Below are 19,259 nucleotides of genomic sequence, written 5' to 3'. Positions count from 1 at the left end.
GTCTCTGCATCAATTCGGTGACAGCCGCTCGACCATCGCCGCGGTGCGGACGGTTTCCGAGAAATGGCGGAACTGCTCGGACAGGGGGCTGGAATTGCGCCAGACCATGCCGATCGTGCGTGTCGGTTGCGGCTCGGCGAACCGGGCGATGGAGACACGGGCGGCGGGCGTCTCGACGGGCACCGCCATTTCCGGGATCAGGGTCACGCCCAGCCCGGCCCCGACCATCTGCACCAGTGTCGTCAGCGATGACCCGTCCAGCCCGTCGCGCGGGGTGGCGGAACTCAGCTTGCAGAAACTCAGCGCCTGGTCGCGAAAGCAATGCCCCTCTTCCAGCAGCAGAAGGCGCATTTTTTTCAGGGCCTCCCCGTCGGGCACGGGGGCGTCCGCATCGGCCTCTGGCCGGACGAAGACAAAGCTCTCGTCGAAGAGCGCCACCTCGTGCAGCCCGGTTTCCCCGACCGGCAGGGCCAGGATGGCGGCGTCGATCTTGCCCTCGTGCAATTCCACCAGCAGGCGGGGCGTCAGCGTTTCGCGCACATGCAGGTCAAGCCCGGCGTTGTTGCGGTTCAGCTCGGCAAAGAGGGCGGGCAGCAGGTAGGGCGCGACGGTCGGGATCACACCCAGGCGCAACCGGCCGACCAGATCGCCTTGGGCGGCGCGGGCGAGGTCGTCGAACTCGTCCACGGCGCGCAGGATGTCGACCGCCCGGCTGAGACAAGCCTCGCCCAGGGCGGTCAGCCGCACCTGCCGCGCGCCGCGTTCGAAAAGCGGCGCGCCAAGGTCAGCCTCCAGATCCCGGATCTGCACCGACAGGGCGGGCTGCGAGATCGAACAGGCTGCGGCGGCGCGCCCGAAATGGCCATGCCGGGCCAGCGCCTCGAAATAGCGGAGTTGGCGGAGCGTTAGGTTCTTCATAGGAGAAAGTTATGTCGATGATGAGAAAATACAACTTAAACATATGATCATCCCTTGTTAGAAACATTCTAGGGTATGAGGGAGCGAGTCGCCCTGCCGGCCGGCGAGGGCCCCGCGCGGCGCGCGTCCTCCCCAGAGAGAGACAAGGAACAGGTCGGGCCGCAAAGGCCCGGACCGACGTTTATGACCAAGGGAGAACATCATGGACGGCAATGATATGGCGGGCAAATGCCCGGTCATGCACGGTGCGATCACCGAGACCGGCACATCGGTCACGGACTGGTGGCCGAAGACGCTGAACCTGGACATCCTGCACCAGCATGACAGCAAGTCGAACCCGCTGGGCGCGGATTTCGACTACCGTGAAGAGGTCAAGAGCCTCGACTTCGAGGCAGTCAAGGCAGACGTCAAGGCGCTGATGACCGAGAGCCAGGACTGGTGGCCGGCGGACTATGGCCATTACGGCGGCTTGATGATCCGTCTGGCATGGCACTCGGCGGGGTCCTATCGCCTGGCGGACGGTCGCGGTGGCGGCGGTCACGGCAACATCCGTTTCGCGCCGCTGAACAGCTGGCCGGACAACGGCAACCTCGACAAGGCGCGCCGCCTGCTGTGGCCGGTCAAGAAGAAGTATGGCAACAAGCTGAGCTGGGCCGACCTGATCCTGCTGGCCGGCAACATGGCCTATGAGTCGATGGGCCTGAAGACCTATGGCTTTTCCTTTGGCCGCGAGGACATCTGGCACCCGGAGAAAGACACCTACTGGGGTGCAGAGCGCGAGTGGCTGGCGCCGTCCGACAACCGGTATGACGACGTGGCCAAGCCGGACACGATGGAGAACCCGCTGGCAGCGGTCCAGATGGGCCTGATCTACGTGAACCCGGAAGGCGTGAACGGCCAGCCCGACCCGATCAAGACCGGCGCGCAGGTCCGCGAGACCTTTGCCCGCATGGCGATGAACGACGAGGAAACCGCGGCCCTGACCTGTGGCGGCCACACCGTCGGCAAGGCACATGGCAACGGTGACGCCGGCGCGCTGGGTGCCGAGCCCGAGGGCGCGGACGTCGAGACCCAGGGTTTTGGCTGGATCAACCCCAACCTGGACGGCAAGGCGACCAATGCCGTGACCTCCGGCATCGAGGGCGCCTGGACCACCAACCCCACCAAGTGGGACATGGGCTATTTCAAGCTGCTGTTCGGCTACGAGTGGGAACTGACCAAGTCGCCCGCAGGCGCGAACCAGTGGCGCCCGATCGACATCAAGGAAGAGGACATGCCGGTCGATCCCACGGATTCGTCCAAGCGTGTCATGCCGATGATGACCGACGCCGACATGGCGATGAAGATGGACCCGATCTACAACGAAATCTGCCAGAAGTTCATGGCGGACCAGGCGTATTTCGAGGACTGCTTTGCCCGCGCATGGTTCAAGCTGACCCACCGCGACATGGGCAACCGTGATCGCTACATCGGCCCCGACGCCCCGGCCGAGGAGCTGATCTGGCAGGATCCGATCCCCGCCGGTTCGACCGGCTACGATGTGGCCGCCGTCAAGGCCAAGATCGCGGCAAGCGGCCTGTCGACCGCCGAGATGGTCGCCACCGCATGGGACAGCGCGCGGACCTTCCGCCAGTCCGACCTGCGCGGCGGTGCCAACGGTGCGCGCATCCGGCTTGCCCCGCAAAAGGACTGGGAGGGCAACGAGCCGGCCCGCCTGGCGAAAGTGCTGAAGGCGCTGGAGCCTATCGCGGCCGAGACCGGCGCCTCGGTTGCCGACGTCATCGTGCTGGCGGGCAACGTCGGTGTGGAACAGGCCGCGAAGGCGGCGGGTTTCGACATCGAGGTGCCGTTCACGCCGGGCCGTGGCGATGCCAGTGCCGAGATGACCGACGCCGATAGCTTTGACGTGCTCGAGCCGGTCGCGGACGGGTTCCGCAACTGGCAGAAGAAGGACTACATCGTCAGCGCCGAGGAACTGCTTCTGGACCGGGCGCAGCTGTTGGGGCTGACCGGGCCGGAAATGACCTGCCTGCTGGGTGGCATGCGTGTCATGGGCACCAACCACGGCGGCACGGCGCATGGCGTCTTTACCGACCGCGCGGGGGCGCTGACCACCGACTTCTTCGTCAACCTGACGGACATGGGCTTCAAGTGGGTGCCCGGTGGGGACGGCACCTACGAGATCCAGGACCGCAAGACGGGCGAGGTCAAGTTCACCGCGACGCGCGTGGACCTGGTGTTCGGCTCGAACTCGATCCTGCGGGCCTATGCCGAGGTCTACGCCCAGGACGATGGCGCCGAGAAGTTCGTGAAGGACTTTGTCGCGGCCTGGACCAAGGTGATGAACGCCGACCGTATCGACGCCTGATCACGGCGGGTTGGATGAGATGAAGGGGCGCTCCGGGAGACCGGGGCGCCCTTTTTCGTTTTGCGGTCGCCGGGACGGGACTGTTTGCGGCTGCGCCGCAAAGACGCCCGCCCGCCAACCCCTTTGCACAGGCTGCGCCTGTTCTTCGCTTTCGGAGTCACCAGGGAACAAGCATCGCCTGTTCTCCTGCGCCCGCCCTCGCTTTTTTGCTGCCTGAGCCCGCCGTCACCGTAGCGCAAGGGCAAGCCGCCTGCCGGCGGGGCTGCGCCCCCTTGCGCTTCGGCGCCGCCCGGCTCTCATCGGCATCAAGCGAGGGAGGGCTCCGGGGAACAGGCTGAGCGCGGGTCCGATGCGGGTGGGATGCGTTGGGGATGAAACGTTACCAAAATGGCCAGTAGTGAGAATAGTGTAACTTTTTCTTGCGCGAATCTCTGAGCTGACGTATTCCGACCGCGTGGTCGATTAATGGGAGGAGTGTCGGTCATGGACGCTTTCATCTGTGACGGGGTACGGACGCCGATCGGACGTTATGGCGGGGCGCTGTCCTCGGTCAGGGCGGATGACCTGGCGGCGCTGCCGATCAGCGCGCTGATGGCGCGCAACCCTTCGGTGGACTGGAGCGCCGTGGACGAAGTCATCTATGGCTCGGCCAACCAGGCGGGCGAGGACAACCGCAACGTGGCACGCATGGCGGCCCTGCTGGCCGGGCTGCCCGAGGGCGTGCCGGGGACGACCGTGAACCGGCTTTGTGCCTCTGGCATGGATGCGGTGGGGTTTGCCGCGCGCGGGATCAAGGCGGGGGACTACGACCTGTGCATCGCCGGCGGGGTCGAAAGCATGAGCCGCGCGCCTTTCGTGATGCCCAAGGCGACCAGTGCCTTTACCCGCGCCAACGCCGTCTACGACACCACCATCGGCTGGCGCTTTGTGAACCCGAAGATGAAGGCGATGTATGGCACCGACTCGATGCCCGAGACCGCTGACAACGTGGCCGCCGATTATGGCGTGAGCCGCGCGGACCAGGATGCTTTTGCGGCGCGGTCGCAGGCCCGCTGGGAAGCGGCGCAGGCGGCGGGGCTGTTCGCGGATGAGATCGTTCCCGTCGAGGTGCCGCAGCGCAAGGGCGATCCGGTCATCGTCGATACGGACGAACATCCGCGCCCCGGCACGACGGCAGAGAAACTGGGCAAGCTGAAGGGCGTGAACGGGCCGGACCTGAGCGTCACCGCCGGCAATGCCAGTGGCGTGAACGACGGGGCGGCGGCGCTGCTGCTGGCCGGTGAAGCGGCGGTCAAGGCGCAGGGGCTGACACCCATCGCCCGCGTGCTGGGCATGGCATCGGCCGGTGTGGCGCCGCGCGTCATGGGCATCGGCCCCGTGCCCGCCAGCCGCAAGGTGCTGGATCGCTGCGGGCTGAGCATCGACCAGATGGATGTGATAGAATTGAACGAGGCCTTTGCCAGCCAAGGCCTGGCGACGCTGCGCGAGCTTGGCGTGGCGGATGACGATCCGCGCGTGAACGCGCAGGGTGGCGCCATCGCGTTGGGGCACCCGCTGGGCATGTCGGGCGCACGTCTTGTCTTGACCGCGGCCCACCAGTTGCGGCGCAATGGGGGACGTTACGCGCTCTGCACCATGTGTGTCGGCGTGGGGCAGGGGGCGGCCATCGTCCTCGAACGGGTTTGAAGTCGATCAGCAGGGAGGTTCTGCCATGTATGCACAGATGATCAAGTCGGAGGCGACGCAGGAAGACCCCGAGAAGCTTGCCGCCTTCCAGGCCCGCATCGACGCGGGTGAGAAGATCGAGCCCAAGGACTGGATGCCGCTGGGCTATCGCAAGACGCTGATCCGCCAGATCGGCCAGCACGCGCATTCGGAAATCGTCGGCCAGCTGCCCGAGGGCAACTGGATCACCCGCGCGCCGACGCTGGAGCGCAAGGCGATCCTGCTGGCCAAGGTGCAGGACGAGGCGGGGCACGGGCTGTACCTGTATTGCGCCGCCGAGACGCTGGGTGTGACCCGCGACGAGATCACCGAGATGCTACTCGACGGGCGGATGAAATATTCGTCCATCTTCAACTATCCCACGCTGACCTGGGCCGACATGGGCGCGGTCGGCTGGCTGGTGGATGGCGCGGCGATCATGAACCAGGTGCCGCTGCAGCGGACATCTTTTGGCCCCTACAGCCGCGCGATGATCCGGATCTGCAAGGAGGAGTCCTTCCACCAGCGGCAGGGCTACGACATCATGATGAAGATGGCCTCTGGCACGCCGGCGCAGAAGAAGATGGCGCAGGATGCGCTGAACCGCTTCTGGTACCCGTCCCTGATGATGTTCGGACCGTCGGACAAGGAATCCGTGCATTCCGAGCAGTCCATGGCCTGGAAGATCAAGATGAACACCAATGACGAGCTGCGTCAGAAGTTCGTCGACCAGACCGTGCCGCAGGCCGAATACCTTGGGCTGACCGTTCCGGACGAGAACCTGAAATGGAACGAGGAGACCGGGCACTACGATTTCTCGCAGCCCGACTGGTCCGAGTTCTTTGACGTGCTCAAGGGCAACGGGCCGTGCAACCGCGAACGCCTGGCGGCGCGGAACAAGGCCTGGGACGATGGCAAATGGGTGCGCGACGGGCTGCTGGCCCATGCCGAGAAGAAGGCCGCGCGCAAGGTCGCGGCCGAGTGATGGCCCCCCGGGTGCGCCCGGTATCGAGATTGGGAGGAAGTTGAGATGAGTTCCCCGAACGCAGCCTATCCGGACACGCCGGATCAAGCCACGAAACCCAAGCGCCACGAATGGCCGCTCTGGGAGGTCTTCATCCGTGGCCAGCACGGCATGAGCCACCGCCACGTCGGGTCGCTGCACGCGCCGGACGCGGACATGGCCGTCAAGAACGCCCGCGACGTCTATACCCGCCGCAACGAGGGTGTCAGCATCTGGGTGGTCGAGGCGCGGCATATCGCGGCCTCCTCGCCTTCGGACAAGGGGCCGCTCTACGAGCCGTCGGAGTCCAAGGTCTATCGTCACCCGACCTTCTTCGACATCCCCGAAGAAGTGGGGGCGATGTAATGACTCGCGACATGGCGTTTTTCGAATTCCTCTGCCGGATGGGGGACAATACCCTCGTGCTTGGTCACAGGGTCAGCGAATGGTGCGGACATGCGCCGGTGCTGGAAGAGGATATCGCGCTGGCCAACACCGCGCTGGACCTGATCGGGCAGACGCAGATGTGGCTGGGCCTTGCCGGAGAGGTCGAGGGCGAGGGCCGGTCCGCCGACGATCTGGCGATGCTGCGCGACGCCTGGGATTTCCGCAACGTGCTGCTGGCGGAACAGCCGAACGGCGATTTCGGCCAGACGATGATGCGGCAGTATCTCTTTGACCAGGCGCATGTTCTGCTGCTGCAAAAGCTGGCCCAGTCCTCGGACGAGAGGGTGGCGGGGATCGCGGCGAAGGCGGTCAAGGAAGTGGCCTATCACGTCGAACGCTCGCGCGACACGGTGATCGGCCTGGGCGACGGCACCAGCGAGAGCCACCGGCGGATGCAGGCGGCGCTGGACCTGCTCTGGCCCTACGCGGGCGAGATGTTCACCGATGACGAGGTCAGCGGGATCATGGCGGGTGAAGGCATCGCGCCGGAACCGTCGTCCTTGCGCGCGGCCTGGGACGCGGCGGTGCAGGAGACCATGAGCGAGGCCACGCTGGTCATCCCCGACAGCGATTTTGCCCATGCGGGCGGCAAGACCGGGTTCCGGCATTCCGAACACCTGGGACACATGCTGACGCAGATGCAGTGGCTGCAACGGGCCTATCCGGGCGCGCGCTGGTAAACCGCCATGACCGTGAGTGTGGATCAGATCTGGGGCTGGCTGGACGAGGTGCCGGACCCCGAGATCCCCGTGATCTCTGTCGTCGACCTGGGCATCGTGCGCGAGGTGATGCTGGAGGGCGAGACCGTCAAGGTGGCGGTGACGCCGACCTATTCGGGCTGTCCGGCGACCAGCGTGATCTCGATGGATATCGAGACAGCGCTGCGCGACCGGGGCATCAAGGACGTGAAGATCGAGACGCGGATCGCTCCGCCCTGGACGACGGACTGGCTGAGCGAGAAGGGGCGGTCCCGGCTGGAGGACTACGGGATCGCCCCTCCGCAACCTGCGGGCGGGCCGGAAAAGTGCCCGCATTGCGCGTCCAGGAACGTCACCCGTGTGAGCCAGTTCGGCTCGACTCCCTGCAAGGCGCATTGGCGGTGTACCGACTGCCTGGAGCCTTTCGACTATTTCAAGTGCATCTGAGGAGGGTGGCCGATGCCGCGCTTTCATGAACTGACCGTCCGTGACGTGAAAAAGACCATCCGCGATGCGGTTGTCGTGACGCTGGAACCGGCGAACGGCGAAAGCTTCGACTTCATCCAGGGGCAGTACCTGACCTTCCGCCGCGATTTCGACGGCACAGAGGTGCGCCGTTCCTATTCCATCTGTGCCGGCCGGGGAGAGGGCCTGTTGCAGGTGGGGATCAAGAAGGTCGACGGCGGCGCCTTTTCGACCTGGGCCAACGAGGACCTGCAACCGGGCATGGTGCTGGAAGCGATGGAGCCGATGGGCAGCTTTCACACCCCGCTCGACCCGGCGGTCAGCCGCAGCTACCTGGGCTTTGCCGGCGGGTCGGGGATCACCCCGGTGTTGTCGATCCTCAAGACCGTCCTGTCGACGGAGCCGCGGTCGGATTTCACGCTGGTCTATGCCAACCGGGGCGTGAACTCGATCATGTTCCGCGAGGAACTGGAAGATCTGAAAAACCTCTACATGGGGCGGCTCAACATCATCCACGTCCTGGAATCGGACGCGATGGACATCGACCTGTTCCAGGGCCGCGTCGATGCCGAGAAGTGTGATGCCCTGTTCGAACACTGGATCGACGTCGAAAACGTCGACACGGCGTTCATCTGCGGGCCGGAGCCGATGATGCTGGGCATTGCCAAGGCGCTGAAGGATCACGGCCTGACCGAGGAGCAGATCAAGTTCGAGCTGTTTGCAAGCGCCCAGCCCGGACGGCTGGCGCGCAAGGCCACCAGTACCGAGGCGGGCACACAGGCGGCGCGTACGCAGGCGACCGTCACGCTGGACGGCACCACGCGCAGCTTTGAGATGGACAAGGACCTTTCGGTTCTCGACGCGGCTTTGGAAAACGCGCTGGACGCGCCCTATGCCTGCAAGGCCGGGGTCTGCTCCACCTGCAAGTGCCGGGTGATCGAGGGCGAGGTCGAGATGATCGCCAATCACGCGCTGGAGGATTACGAGGTCGAACGTGGCTACGTCCTGTCCTGCCAGTCCTACCCGCTCACCGACCGCGTGGTCGTGGACTACGACCAGTAAGGGGGATGCCATGACGGACGAGATGAACATTGCCGACTACCTGGCCCAGGGTGGGCGGCTGACCAATCCGGCCAATGTGCCGCCCCGTTACCGCGCCGAGTTGATGAAGCTGATGAGTATCTTCGTCGACAGCGAGTTGGCGGGGGCGGCGGGCTTTGCCGATGTGATCAACGACGGGCCGGGGATCAAGGAACGCATCGCCGCCGCGCGGATCGTGCTGGAAAAGACCGATCACGCGGACAGGGTGTTGCGCCTGATGGGCGAATTCGGGGCCAATACCGACCGCTACGTCGGCCACCACCCCTGGACCGACCGCCTGCCGCGCGACACGGCGCCGGGATCGACACGGTCCACCCATGACATGCGCCTGTCGGTCTTCAACTACCCGCTGGACGGCTGGGCCGACGCGGTGGTGATGAACCTCTGCATGGGCCATGCGGTCTCCGTGCAGCTGGAGGACATGGCGCGCGTCACCTACCAGCCGCTGGCCGAGGCGCTGCGCGAGGTCCTGCCCGTGGAACGGCGCCACACCGAACTGGCCGAAGAAGGGCTGGAGCGGCTGGGGGCCGAGGGGCAGGGGGCGGCGATTGCCAAGAGCCTGGCCTACTGGCGCCCGCGCGTGGCGGCGGTCTTTGGCGACCCGTCAGAGACGCGCATGGCGCAACTGAAGGCCTGGGGCCTGCGCCATGCCAGCGCGCCCGAGATGCGGGCCGAATGGGAAAAGCGGCTGGATGCCGCGCTGACCCGGCTGGGCCTGACAGAGACGGCCTGAACAAACGGGCCTGAGACAGAGATTCAATGAACCGCCGGGCGCGACCGGCAGGACAGGGGGGAAGGATGAGCCTTCTTGAGATCAAGAGCTATGCGGCGGGCCAATGGGTTGCACCGGGCACCGGCGCACGCAGCTTTGAAAACGCGGTCACCGGCGAGGTGCTGGGCCACGCGGGCAACGACGCGCTGGACGTGGAGGCGATGTTGGCCTTCGCCCGCGACAAAGGCGGCCCGGCGCTGCGCGCGATGACCTTCCACCAGCGGGCCAAGATGCTCAAGGCGCTGGCGCAGCACCTGTCGCAGCACAAACAGGAGCTATATGACCTGTCGTTCAACACCGGGGCGACGGCGCGCGATCACGGGCTGGACATCGACGGCGGCATTGCCACGCTCTTCGTCTTTGCCTCGAAGGGGCGGCGCGAGATGCCGGACGGGCATGTCTATCTCGACGGCGATGTCGAACAGATGTCGCGCTCGGGGCAGTTCCTTGGCCATCACATCTGCACGCCGCTGCAGGGTGTCGCGGTGCATATCAACGCCTTCAACTTCCCGGTCTGGGGGATGCTGGAAAAGCTGGGGCCGACCCTGCTGGCGGGGGTGCCTGCCATCGTGAAGCCGGCCACCGCCACTTGCTACGTCACCGAACTGGCGGTGCGGCTGATGCTGGAAAGCGGTCTGCTGCCCGAGGGCGCGCTGCAATTCGTGGCGGGCGGCCTGGGCGACATGCTGGACCGGCTGACCTGCCAGGACGCGGTGAGTTTCACCGGCTCGGCGGACACGGCGCTCAAACTGCGGTCGAACCCGCACCTGTTGCGTGAATCGGTGCGCTTCGTGGCCGAACAGGACAGCCTGAACGCCTCGATCCTGGGGCCGGACGCGGAACCCGGCACGCCCGAGTTCGATCTCTTCGTCAAGGAAGTGCACCGCGAGATGACCGTGAAGGCCGGGCAGAAATGCACCGCGATCCGCCGCATCATCGCGCCCGAGGCACATGTTCCGGCGGTGATCGAGGCGCTGAGCGCGCGGCTGGCCAAGACGCCGATCGGCGATCCCCGGGCAGAGGCCACGCGCATGGGGGCGCTGGTCTCCAACGGCCAGAAACGCGATGTGCTGGAAAAGGCAAAGGTGATCGGCGCCGAGGCAGAGCGGGTCTTTGGCGATCCCGACGCCTTCGAGGTGCATGGCGCGGATGGGGCCAAGGGTGCCTTCCTGCCGCCGATGCTGTTCCACTGCGCCGACCCGGACAAGGCGGAGCGCATCCACGACACCGAGGCCTTTGGCCCTGTGTCCACCGTCATGGGCTATCGCGACCTGGGGCACGCGGTGCAGATCGCCAATCGCGGCGGCGGGTCGCTGGTGGCCTCTGTCATCACCCATGATCCGGCGGTCGCGCGCGAGGTTGCGCTGGGCGCGGGCGCCTTCCACGGGCGGCTGTACTTCAACGACCGCAACAGCATGAAGGAAAGCACCGGGCATGGTTCGCCGATGCCGCATCTTGTCCACGGCGGCCCCGGTCGCGCGGGCGGCGGCGAGGAAATGGGCGGCGTGCGCGGCGTGATGCACTACATGCAGCGGACCTCGATCCAGGGCAGCCCGGACATGCTGAGCGCCATCGGCAACCGCTGGGTGCCCGGCGCGGCAGAAGTCGAGGCCCCGGCGCATCCCTTTACCCGCGGTTTCGACGACCTGGCGATTGGCGAGACGCTGCATGCGGGCCCGCGTGAGATCACGCTTGCCGACATCGAGCATTTCGCGGAATTCACCGGCGACACCTTCTATGCCCACATGGACGAGGAGGCCGCCGCGCGGAATCCCTTCTTCCCGGGGCGTGTCGCGCATGGCTACCTGCTGTTGAGTTTTGCGGCGGGCATGTTCGTCGAGCCGAACGAAGGCCCTGTGCTGGCCAATACCGGGCTGGACGGGCTACGCTTCATGAAGCCGGTGGTGGCCGGGGATGCGCTGAACGTGCGCCTGACCGTCAAGCAGAAGACGCGCCGGACGGATGACTATGGCGAGGTGCGCTGGCACGTGACGCTGACCAACCAGGATGGCGAGTCGGTGGCGGAATACGAGCTGCTGACGATGAACGCCTACAGCGCCTGAGCGCAGACAGGAGACGATGGACAGCACGGCCTTCGAAGCAGCGGTCAGCGACCTGCGGGGGGAGATCCCCCCGCGCGTCTGGTCGCTGCTTGTCACCGTCTTCGGTGATCTTGCGCAGGATGGCTCGGCCCTGCCGGGCACTGTCCTGGGCGAGATCATGAGCCGTGTCGGGATAAAACCCGAAGCCATGCGCGTGGCCCTGCACCGCCTGCGCAAGGACGGCTGGATCGAAAGCGAGCGCGCGGGCCGGTCCAGTCTTTACCGCCTGACGCCCGAGGGCCGGGCGCAGACCGTGGCCGCCAGCCCGCGCATCTATGCCACCGATCCACCCGCCGAGGCGGCCTTTCTGGTGCTGACCGATCCGGCCTCTCCGCTGGAATGGACGCGCAACGATGTCTGGGTCACGCCGCACGCGGTGTTGACCGCGCATCCGCCCGCCGGGGCAGAGGCCTTTGCCACGCCGATCGACCCCGACAGGCCCTTGCCGCGCTGGATGCGCGACAAGACCTGCGATGCCATGACCGTGGCGCTGTCGGCTGACCTGGCGGCCCGGCTGACGCGGGCCGAGGCGGCGCTGGCGGCCGCCGGTGCGCCGGACCCGCTGCAAACCGCCGCCCTGCGGGTGCTGATCGTGCACAGCTGGCGGCGCATCGTGCTGAAAGTGCCGGAACTTCCGGATTTCGTGCTGCCCGCGGCCTGGGCCGGTCCGGCCTGTCGGGCCGGGACGGCGCGGCTGTTGCAGCGCCTGCCCGCGCCGGGGCTGGACAGGCTGTCGGCGGCGGCCTGAGGAGGCCGGGTCCTGTCCGATGTTGTCACCGACCATTCGGTCAGTTAATTTCCCCGCCAAACCCCGGTAAAGGATCGGGACAGGGAGCGAGGAGAGACCGTGGCACGCCCCATCGCCAAGGATCACGACGAGAAACGCGCGCAAATCCTGAACTGCGCGGCACAGGTCTTTGCCGCCGAAGGATTCGACCGCGCCTCGATGAACCGGATTGCGGCGGGCTGCGGCATCTCGAAGGCCAATATCTACCACTACTACGCGGGCAAGGACGCGCTGCTGTTCGACCTGCTGGACAGCTACCTGTCGGCCCTGCACGCCCGTGTCTGCGTTGATCCCGCGCCGGGTGCCACCCCGCAGGATCGTCTGCTGGACACCGTGCGCGCGGTGTTGCGGGCCTACCAGGGCGCCGACGACCACCACAAGGTGCAGATTTCCGCGCTGGAGGCCCTGCCCGAGGACAAGCAGAAGGTGCTGCGCGCCTACCAGCGCGACATGGTCAACCATCTCTCGGCCATCCTGGCCGAGATCGCGCCAGATCCGCTGGCGGCGGATGCGCGCAAGCTGCGCTCTGTCACCATGTCCGTCTTTGGCATGTTGAACTGGTACTACATGTGGAACGGCGGTGCCGGCAGCGATGCCCGCGAGGAATACGCCCAGCTTGTCACCAACTTGACGCTGAAGGGGATTGAAGGTGTCTGAGACACCTTTGCCCGCGACCATGAAAGCGGTCGTCACCACGGGCAACGGCGGTTACGACCGGCTGGAATATCGCGACGTCCCGGTGCCCGTCCCCGGCCCCGGCGAGGTACTGTTGAAAGTTCTGGCCGCTGGTGTGAACAACACCGAGATCAACACGCGCCTGGGCTGGTATTCCTCCGGGGTCAAGACGGACACGGCGGCCACCTCCGATGGACCGCCCGAGGAGCGCGCCGATGGGGGCTGGAACGCGGCCACGCCCTTTCCGCTGATCCAGGGCACTGATTGCTGCGGACGGGTCGTGCAGGCGGCGCCGGATGCGGACCAGAAACTGATCGGTCGGCGGGTCCTGGTGCGGCCCTGCATGCGGACGCGCGGTTTCGATCATATGGACACGGTGTGGATGGCGTCGGATTTCGACGGTGCCTTTGCCCAATACGTCAAGGTGCCCGCGACCGAGGTCTTTTCCGTCGGCTGCGACTGGAGCGATGCGGAACTGGCCTCTGTGCCCTGCGCCTACGGCACGGCCGAGAACATGCTGCAGCGTGCGGGACTGCGCGCCGGAGAGCGTGTGCTGGTCAGCGGCGCCTCGGGCGGGGTGGGCTCGGCCACGGTGCAACTGGCCGCGCGGCGCGGTGCCGAGGTCATTGCCCAGACCAGCCCCGGCAAGATGGAGCTGCTGTACGAGCTGGGGGCATCCCGGTGCATCGCACGGGCGGATGACCCGGAAAAGGTGCTGGGCGCGGGCAGCATCGACCTGGTGGTCGACAATGTCGCCGGGGACGGGTTTCCGGGCAGGCTCGCGGTGCTGCGGCGGGGCGGGCGGCTGGTGAGCTCCGGGGCCATCGCCGGGCCGGTGGTGCCGCTGGACATGCGCGAGCTGTACCTGCACGACCGGCAGGTGATCGGCACCACGGCCTGGGATGAGACGGTCTTTCCCGACCTCATCGGCTATGTCGAACGGGGCGAGATCCGCCCGCTGGTGGCCCGGACCTATCCGCTGCACCAGATCGTGACGGCGCAGAGGGATTTCCTGGCCAAGACCCATGTCGGCAAGTTCGTCCTGATCCCGCCCGGGGTCTGATCCCCCGGGCCGGGTGTTTGGCGATCGATGTGCGGGTCAGGAGCGGGCCGCGGTCATGAAGGCGTCGAACTCGGCGTCCTGGATCGTGACGCTGTGCTGATCCGCCGGATACCCGCCACTGTCCACGTCGGCCTTGTATTCCCTGAAGGCGGCGATGCGTTCGGCCTGCAGTCTTTCCAGCTCGGGCGCGAAGTTGCGGTAGGTCTTGCCGTGGCGCGGCTTGTGGGTCTTGCCATAGCCACAGACATCCTCGGTAAAGAGATACTGCGCATCGGCGTATTTACCCGCCCCCATGCCCAGCATGACCAGCGAGGAGTTCTCGGTCAGGTACCTGGCCACGCGGTCCGGCACGACTTCCAGCTCGGCGCCGAAGACGCCGATACGTTCCAGCATCTGCGTATGGTGCCACAGGGCCAGCGCCTCGTCGGCGGTCTTGCCCACCGCGCGCCAGCCGGTCCAGGTGATGTAGGACGGGATCAGGCCGATGTGGCCCACCACCGCGATGTGATTGTCGCACAGCAGTTTCTGGATGTCGTAGGAGGCCGCGCAATAGACCGCGTCGCCGCCAAGCGCCGCGTAGTGGAAGGCGGCGCGCAAGTAGTCCTCTCCGGTGGCCAGAGGACGGCCCTGGAAACTGCCCCAGCCGCCGTAGGGCAGGCCGACCTGGACGAAACAGTCGCCCGCCGCCTCGCGCATTTCAGCGTCGAAGAACCGGCCCTCGATCGACAGCATGTGGATGCCGGCTTCGGCGGCCGCGGCGGCCTCGTCGGGGGTGGTGACGAAAAGCATCGAGATCTTTTCGCCGCGTTTCTTCATGGCGCGGATGTCCGAGACAAGCGGACGGTTGTGGTAGATGCTCATGGGATCGTTCCTTGACGTCAGACCGTGAAGGCCGCGCGGAAGGCCTCCAGCGCGGTTTCGGGATCGGTCTTGGCATAGCCCTCGAAGGCGACCGGGCCATCATAGCCCATTTTGGTCAGCGCGCGGGCGATGACGGGATAGTTCATCTCTCCGGTCCCCGGCTCGAACCGGCCCGGGTTGTCGGCGACCTGGTATTCTCCGATCCAGGGCAGGCAGGCCTCGGCCCAGCGGATCACGTCACCCTCGCCGATCTGAGTGTGGTACAGATCGAGGTTGATGCGCAGCTGCGGCCGGTCCACCGCCGAGACCAGCGACAGCACGTCGGCGGTCGTGTTGAAGGGACAGCCCGGATGTTCGCGCAGGTTGAGGTTTTCGAGGGTGAAGGTCACGCCCTCTTCCTCGGCCATGTCGCAGATCCGGTGCAGCGTATCGCGCGCGCGCAGCCACATGCCGGGGGCAAAGGCCGTGTGCTGCGGGATCGGCAGGCCGCCGTCGCCCAGGCCGGTGCCGTGCAGGTTCAGCCGCGCGACGCCCAGCCGCTTGCCGACCTGCGCGGTTTCACGGGCGGAGTTCACCAGCAGGTCGGCGCCTTCGGCATCCGACAGGCGACCGCGCAGATAGCCGTTCATGATGGTGAAACTGGCGCCGGTTTTTTCCAGTGCATCGAGGTCCCATTCGGGCCAGTTCCAGAGACCGACGCCAAAGCCCATCTCGTGCAGGCGCGCGGCGCGCCAGGCGATGGGCTTGTCCAGCCAGAGCATTTCCGCGCAGGCGGCGAGTTGGAAGGTCATGCGCTTTCCTTTCGTGTGGGTGGGCCGACGGACCGGACCGTCAGATTGGCCCGCGGCCCCGGGTCGGGTCCAAGGCGGGGTCGTCGCCTCACAGTTCGACGAAGACGCGGCCGTTCTCGACCTTGGTGGGATAGGTGTGCAGGTTCTCGCAGGCGGGCGGCGTTTCCACCTCTCCGGTGGAACAGTCGAAGATCGACGAATGCTTGGGGCATTCGATGGTCGCCTCGACCACCAGCCCATCTTCAAGGTGCACGTCCTCGTGGGTGCACAGCCCGTCGGTGCAATAGTAGTTGTCCTGGTGGTCGCGCACTATCACGAAAGTCCGGCTGCCGTGATCGAAACGGATCACGTCCTCTTCGTCGATGTCGCTTGCGGCACAGGCGTCAATCCAGTCTGCCATTGGGGTCTCCTTGGTCTGTCAGCCGGCGCTGGCGCGCGGGCCGTCGTGGTAGGGGTGGGCGCTGTCGGGCAGGGGACGGCGCAGGTGGAAATCGGGGTCGTGCCGCTGGCGCCAGAGCACCGGCAGCATCTCGGCAAAGGCCTGCGGGATCGACCGGTTCGGCGCCGGGAAATCAAAGGCGCAGACCCGGTGCAGCTCCGGCAGGCGGTAATAGGGCACCAGCGGGAACATGTGGTGTTCGACGTGGTAGTTCATGTTCCAGTAGATGAAGCGGCTGACCGGGTTCATGTAGACCGTGCGGCTGTTGAGCCGATGATCCAGCGCGTTGTCGTCCAGCCCGCCGTGTTGCAGCCAGCCGGTCAGGACCATGTGCCAGCAGCCGTACAGGCGCGGCAGGCCGATCAGCAGCAGCGGGACCCAGGACTGGAACAGGACGGCGGTCAGGACGGTCAGCGCGTAGATCGCCAGCCAGATCCGCGCGGTGCGGAAGGTTTTCGGGTAAAAGACCGCTTCGACATAGGTCTCCTCGTCCGGCAGCATCCGGCCAGAGGCATGGACGACCATGCGGCGCAGCCCGTCGGGCACATCGATCAGCCCCAGAAGGTTCGAGGCGACCTTGAGCGCCACGACCGGCCGCATGATGGCGATTTCCGGATCGCGGCCCACGATGATCGTGTCGGAATGGTGCCGGGCGTGGCTGTATTTCCAGCACCACGGGTCGCGCATCATGCAGAAACAGGCGACCTGGTAGACAAGCTGGTTCATCCAGCGCGTCTTGAAGGCGGTACCGTGCCCGCATTCGTGCCAGCGCGAGTCCATCGCCGACCCATAAAGCACGCCATAGGCCAGCCAGAAGGGCACGGACCACCATGAGGGCATCAGCGCGATGGCGATCCCCGCAAGGCCCACCATCAGCCCGAACAGGATCACCGTGTCACGGATGGCGGGTTGGTCGGCACGTTTCATCAGCGCCTTCATCTCCTTGCGGTCGATGGGCGTTCTGTACCAGTCCTCGGTCACCAGCCCCGCATCGACGGCGCGGCGGGCATCCGGCCCGGTCAGGCTGTAGTCGCGGGGCATTGGCTCAGATCTCCTGCGGTTTGAAATCGGCCGGGGCCGAGGGCATCACGTTCTGCAGGAGCGCCACGGATTTCTCCAACCCTTCGAGCGCGTTCAGCAGGACGTCCTCGTGTTCGATCGACAGCCAGCCGTCGTAACCCGCCATCCGCAGCCGGTAGCAGAACTGCCGCCACCATTCCTCGCCGTGGCCGAAACCCAGCGTGATGTAGGACCAGCTGCGCGCCGGGATATCCATGAGTGAGCCGTTTTCCAGCAGCGATGTCGTTGCCTGCACCGGCGCGTTCAGGAGCGTGTCCTTGGCGTGGACGTGGTAGATGGCCTCTCCCAGCGCCTCGGCGGCGACCAGCGGGTCGGCGCCCATCCACATCAGGTGGCTGGGGTCCAGGTTGGCGCCGATCACCGGGCCGATGGCCTCGCGCAGCTTGAACAGCGAGGGCACGTTGTAGACGCATTGGTTGCCGTGCAGCTCCAGCGCAATCCGTTTCACGCCGCTTTCGCGGGCGACGGCGGTGACGCCCTCCCAGAACGGCAAAAGCACATCGTCCCATTGAAAGCGCAGGATCTCCTGCGTCTCCGGCGGCCAGGAGGAGACCACCCAGTTCGGCATGGTGTCGCCGGGTGCGCCCGCGGGCAGGCCGGACATGGTGCAGACCGTCTCGATCCCCATTTCGCCGGCGGTGCGTATCGTGTCCAGCAGGGCATCCCCCTGGGTCCGGTCGGTGGGATGCAGCGGGTTGCCGTTGGCATTCAGGCTGATGATCTCCAGCCCGTGATCCGCGAATTTCTGTCGATAGGCCTTTTGCGCGGCGCTATTGCCCAGCATCTTGGCCAGGTCGAAATGCGGTGCGGTGGTCCAGCCGCAGGTGTTCACCTCGATGCCGGATACACCCATGCGCCGGGCATGGGCCAGCATGTCGTCCAGCGACATGGCGCCGAGACTGTCGGAGACAAAGCCAAGTTTCATGCGTAGAACTCCGGTTTGGCGATCATCTCGACCGCGCATTTCCGACCTGTTTCCAGCGCGGTGACGCCGGTCTGCGCGACCTGCGCGGCGCAGTAGCCGTCCCAGCAATCCGCAGCCGTCGCCGGGAAGGCGCCGGTTTCGACAAAGCGCAGGAAGTCGCGGTTCTGGCGGACGTAGGCCTCGTGGTAGCGCCCGCGCCAGTCGGCCTCGTAGCGGGTGGCGGCGGCCAGTTTCATGTCGGTGCGGGTGTAGGCGACGTTGTTCGTGGCGATGCTGCCCTGCTCGCCCACCAGTTCCGCGCGCACGTCGTAGCCATAGGCGGCGTTGTTGTTGACCTCGATGGTCACAAGCTGGCCGTCATCGGTTTCCAGCACCATGACGACCGGGGCCACCACGGAATCCGATCGCTGGGGCTGGTAGGCAGAGATCGCGGTGTAGTCGCAGGTCAGGACGTGGCGGACCACGTCGAACTCATGCGGTGCGGAATTGGTGATCGCCATCGCGCCGGTGAAATCGGCCGCCGGGGTTTCCACGTTGCGGTGAAAGTTGTGCATCATCAGCGCGCGGCCCAGCTGGCCGCCTGTCAGCGCCTCTTTCATCTCGATGTAGGACTGGTCGTAGCGGCGCATGAAGCCCAGCATGACGTGTTTCGCCCCCGCGGCCCCTTCGGCTTGCATGACCTCGACGCATTCCTGTGGCGATTGCGACAGGGGTTTCTCGCAGAGCACCCGCTTGCCCGCGCGGATAGAGGCTGTGCTGAGCGGCGCATGGGTGAAATCGGGGCTGGCAATGATGACCGCGTCGACATCGTCGCGGGTGATGGCGGCCTCTGGATCGGTCGAGACATCGGTGGCGCCCAGCCTGTCAGCCACCGCGCGCGCGCGGGCGGCGTCCATGTCGCAGACCAGTTGAAGGGTGGCCCCGGGCAGGTCCTCTGCCACGATTGCGGCGTGATCGGCCCCCATCAGTCCCGCGCCGATCACGGCGATGCGAATGCTCATCTTGTGCTCCGTCATGATATTGGGTTCGCGAAGGATGCCCGCGAACACGTTGCCGTCAA

The 19,259-nt window shown here is 66.1% G+C and carries 19 protein-coding genes; 12 read left to right on the top strand and 7 right to left on the bottom strand.

The genetic code is table 11. From position 1 onward, the window contains the following. Positions 1–9: 9 nt before the first annotated feature. Positions 10–918: a hydrogen peroxide-inducible genes activator gene (locus G9Q80_RS04435; RefSeq protein ID WP_088716550.1), complete on the bottom strand. Its 909-nt coding sequence runs from the start codon at positions 916–918 to the stop codon at positions 10–12. A 202-nt stretch (positions 919–1,120) separates the two neighbouring features. On the opposite strand from G9Q80_RS04435, the gene katG reads away from it, so the two are divergent. The 12 genes from katG (at position 1,121) to G9Q80_RS04375 (ending at position 14,103) form a co-directional block, all read left to right on the top strand. Next, the gene (gene katG / locus G9Q80_RS04430) at positions 1,121–3,286 is read left to right on the top strand and encodes a catalase/peroxidase HPI (RefSeq protein WP_088716551.1); all 2,166 of its coding nucleotides are present in this window, start codon (positions 1,121–1,123) and stop codon (positions 3,284–3,286) included. A gap of 483 nt (positions 3,287–3,769) precedes the next feature. Continuing rightward, the gene (gene pcaF, locus G9Q80_RS04425) at positions 3,770–4,972 is read left to right on the top strand and encodes a 3-oxoadipyl-CoA thiolase (RefSeq protein ID WP_043145890.1); all 1,203 of its coding nucleotides are present in this window, start codon (positions 3,770–3,772) and stop codon (positions 4,970–4,972) included. Between the two features lie 25 nt (positions 4,973–4,997). Next, positions 4,998–5,975, top strand: coding sequence for a 1,2-phenylacetyl-CoA epoxidase subunit PaaA (gene paaA / locus G9Q80_RS04420; protein WP_069210274.1), 978 nt, complete (start codon positions 4,998–5,000; stop codon positions 5,973–5,975). Between the two features lie 45 nt (positions 5,976–6,020). Continuing rightward, a complete protein-coding gene (gene paaB, locus G9Q80_RS04415; RefSeq protein WP_074622948.1) occupies positions 6,021–6,359 on the top strand; it encodes a 1,2-phenylacetyl-CoA epoxidase subunit PaaB in 339 nt (112 codons plus the stop codon). Further along, positions 6,359–7,120: a 1,2-phenylacetyl-CoA epoxidase subunit PaaC gene (gene paaC / locus G9Q80_RS04410; protein WP_088716552.1), complete on the top strand. Its 762-nt coding sequence runs from the start codon at positions 6,359–6,361 to the stop codon at positions 7,118–7,120. Before paaB ends, paaC begins: the two co-directional genes overlap by 1 nt. A gap of 6 nt (positions 7,121–7,126) precedes the next feature. After that, positions 7,127–7,585, top strand: a complete 459-nt coding sequence (gene paaD, locus G9Q80_RS04405) for a 1,2-phenylacetyl-CoA epoxidase subunit PaaD (RefSeq protein ID WP_088716553.1) — start codon at positions 7,127–7,129, stop codon at positions 7,583–7,585. Positions 7,586–7,597: 12 nt separating this feature from the next. Then, on the top strand, positions 7,598–8,665 hold the full coding sequence (paaE, locus tag G9Q80_RS04400; RefSeq protein ID WP_088716554.1) for a 1,2-phenylacetyl-CoA epoxidase subunit PaaE: 1,068 nt from the start codon (positions 7,598–7,600) through the stop codon (positions 8,663–8,665). A 10-nt stretch (positions 8,666–8,675) separates the two neighbouring features. Next, on the top strand, positions 8,676–9,437 hold the full coding sequence (locus G9Q80_RS04395; protein ID WP_088716555.1) for a Phenylacetic acid catabolic protein: 762 nt from the start codon (positions 8,676–8,678) through the stop codon (positions 9,435–9,437). A gap of 65 nt (positions 9,438–9,502) precedes the next feature. Beyond that, positions 9,503–11,539 carry a phenylacetic acid degradation bifunctional protein PaaZ gene (paaZ, locus tag G9Q80_RS04390; RefSeq protein WP_088716556.1) on the top strand — a complete coding sequence of 679 codons (2,037 nt, stop codon included), beginning with the start codon at positions 9,503–9,505 and terminating at the stop codon, positions 11,537–11,539. Positions 11,540–11,555: 16 nt separating this feature from the next. Then, positions 11,556–12,326 (top strand): PaaX family transcriptional regulator C-terminal domain-containing protein, encoded by a 771-nt coding sequence (locus G9Q80_RS04385; protein WP_088716557.1) that lies wholly within the window; start codon positions 11,556–11,558, stop codon positions 12,324–12,326. Between the two features lie 99 nt (positions 12,327–12,425). Beyond that, on the top strand, positions 12,426–13,022 hold the full coding sequence (locus G9Q80_RS04380) for a TetR/AcrR family transcriptional regulator (protein ID WP_043145878.1): 597 nt from the start codon (positions 12,426–12,428) through the stop codon (positions 13,020–13,022). Next, on the top strand, positions 13,015–14,103 hold the full coding sequence (locus G9Q80_RS04375; RefSeq protein ID WP_332835999.1) for an alcohol dehydrogenase family protein: 1,089 nt from the start codon (positions 13,015–13,017) through the stop codon (positions 14,101–14,103). Before G9Q80_RS04380 ends, G9Q80_RS04375 begins: the two co-directional genes overlap by 8 nt. A 36-nt stretch (positions 14,104–14,139) precedes the next feature. On the opposite strand, the gene G9Q80_RS04370 is transcribed toward G9Q80_RS04375, so the two are convergent. The 6 genes from G9Q80_RS04370 to G9Q80_RS04345 all read right to left on the bottom strand — a co-directional run bounded on the left by G9Q80_RS04370 (position 14,140) and on the right by G9Q80_RS04345 (position 19,200). Next, on the bottom strand, positions 14,140–14,964 hold the full coding sequence (locus G9Q80_RS04370; RefSeq protein WP_088716559.1) for a 3-methyl-2-oxobutanoate hydroxymethyltransferase: 825 nt from the start codon (positions 14,962–14,964) through the stop codon (positions 14,140–14,142). A 17-nt stretch (positions 14,965–14,981) separates the two neighbouring features. Next, positions 14,982–15,755 carry a TIM barrel protein gene (locus G9Q80_RS04365; protein ID WP_088716560.1) on the bottom strand — a complete coding sequence of 258 codons (774 nt, stop codon included), beginning with the start codon at positions 15,753–15,755 and terminating at the stop codon, positions 14,982–14,984. Positions 15,756–15,843: 88 nt separating this feature from the next. Beyond that, positions 15,844–16,155, bottom strand: a complete 312-nt coding sequence (locus G9Q80_RS04360; RefSeq protein WP_043145873.1) for a MocE family 2Fe-2S type ferredoxin — start codon at positions 16,153–16,155, stop codon at positions 15,844–15,846. Positions 16,156–16,173: 18 nt separating this feature from the next. Continuing rightward, positions 16,174–17,235, bottom strand: coding sequence for a fatty acid desaturase (locus tag G9Q80_RS04355; protein ID WP_088716561.1), 1,062 nt, complete (start codon positions 17,233–17,235; stop codon positions 16,174–16,176). A gap of 4 nt (positions 17,236–17,239) precedes the next feature. After that, positions 17,240–18,199: a sugar phosphate isomerase/epimerase family protein gene (locus G9Q80_RS04350; RefSeq protein ID WP_088716562.1), complete on the bottom strand. Its 960-nt coding sequence runs from the start codon at positions 18,197–18,199 to the stop codon at positions 17,240–17,242. Continuing rightward, positions 18,196–19,200, bottom strand: coding sequence for a Gfo/Idh/MocA family oxidoreductase (locus tag G9Q80_RS04345; protein WP_088716604.1), 1,005 nt, complete (start codon positions 19,198–19,200; stop codon positions 18,196–18,198). Before G9Q80_RS04345 ends, G9Q80_RS04350 begins: the two co-directional genes overlap by 4 nt. Positions 19,201–19,259 lie beyond the last annotated feature (59 nt).

The organism is Mameliella sp. LZ-28 (assembly GCF_012274245.1).
GTDB classification, from domain to species: domain Bacteria; phylum Pseudomonadota; class Alphaproteobacteria; order Rhodobacterales; family Rhodobacteraceae; genus Antarctobacter; species Antarctobacter albus.
Note: the sequence above shows the minus strand (reverse complement) of the source record. Positions and strands in the feature narration are given on the sequence as shown.

Bases quoted from the DNA above. Each gene is read 5' to 3' on its own strand.
- G9Q80_RS04360 (WP_043145873.1), bottom strand. From the start codon at position 16,155: ATGGCAGACTGGATTGACGCCTGTGCCGCAAGCGACATCGACGAAGAG.
- paaE (WP_088716554.1), top strand. From the start codon at position 7,598: ATGCCGCGCTTTCATGAACTGACCGTCCGTGACGTGAAAAAGACCATC.
- G9Q80_RS04435 (WP_088716550.1), bottom strand. From the start codon at position 918: ATGAAGAACCTAACGCTCCGCCAACTCCGCTATTTCGAGGCGCTGGCC.
- paaB (WP_074622948.1), top strand. From the start codon at position 6,021: ATGAGTTCCCCGAACGCAGCCTATCCGGACACGCCGGATCAAGCCACG.
- G9Q80_RS04355 (WP_088716561.1), bottom strand. From the start codon at position 17,235: ATGCCCCGCGACTACAGCCTGACCGGGCCGGATGCCCGCCGCGCCGTC.
- G9Q80_RS04365 (WP_088716560.1), bottom strand. From the start codon at position 15,755: ATGACCTTCCAACTCGCCGCCTGCGCGGAAATGCTCTGGCTGGACAAG.
- katG (WP_088716551.1), top strand. From the start codon at position 1,121: ATGGACGGCAATGATATGGCGGGCAAATGCCCGGTCATGCACGGTGCG.
- paaC (WP_088716552.1), top strand. From the start codon at position 6,359: ATGACTCGCGACATGGCGTTTTTCGAATTCCTCTGCCGGATGGGGGAC.
- G9Q80_RS04395 (WP_088716555.1), top strand. From the start codon at position 8,676: ATGACGGACGAGATGAACATTGCCGACTACCTGGCCCAGGGTGGGCGG.
- G9Q80_RS04385 (WP_088716557.1), top strand. From the start codon at position 11,556: ATGGACAGCACGGCCTTCGAAGCAGCGGTCAGCGACCTGCGGGGGGAG.
- G9Q80_RS04350 (WP_088716562.1), bottom strand. From the start codon at position 18,199: ATGAAACTTGGCTTTGTCTCCGACAGTCTCGGCGCCATGTCGCTGGAC.
- G9Q80_RS04370 (WP_088716559.1), bottom strand. From the start codon at position 14,964: ATGAGCATCTACCACAACCGTCCGCTTGTCTCGGACATCCGCGCCATG.
- paaD (WP_088716553.1), top strand. From the start codon at position 7,127: ATGACCGTGAGTGTGGATCAGATCTGGGGCTGGCTGGACGAGGTGCCG.
- paaZ (WP_088716556.1), top strand. From the start codon at position 9,503: ATGAGCCTTCTTGAGATCAAGAGCTATGCGGCGGGCCAATGGGTTGCA.
- G9Q80_RS04345 (WP_088716604.1), bottom strand. From the start codon at position 19,200: ATGAGCATTCGCATCGCCGTGATCGGCGCGGGACTGATGGGGGCCGAT.
- pcaF (WP_043145890.1), top strand. From the start codon at position 3,770: ATGGACGCTTTCATCTGTGACGGGGTACGGACGCCGATCGGACGTTAT.
- paaA (WP_069210274.1), top strand. From the start codon at position 4,998: ATGTATGCACAGATGATCAAGTCGGAGGCGACGCAGGAAGACCCCGAG.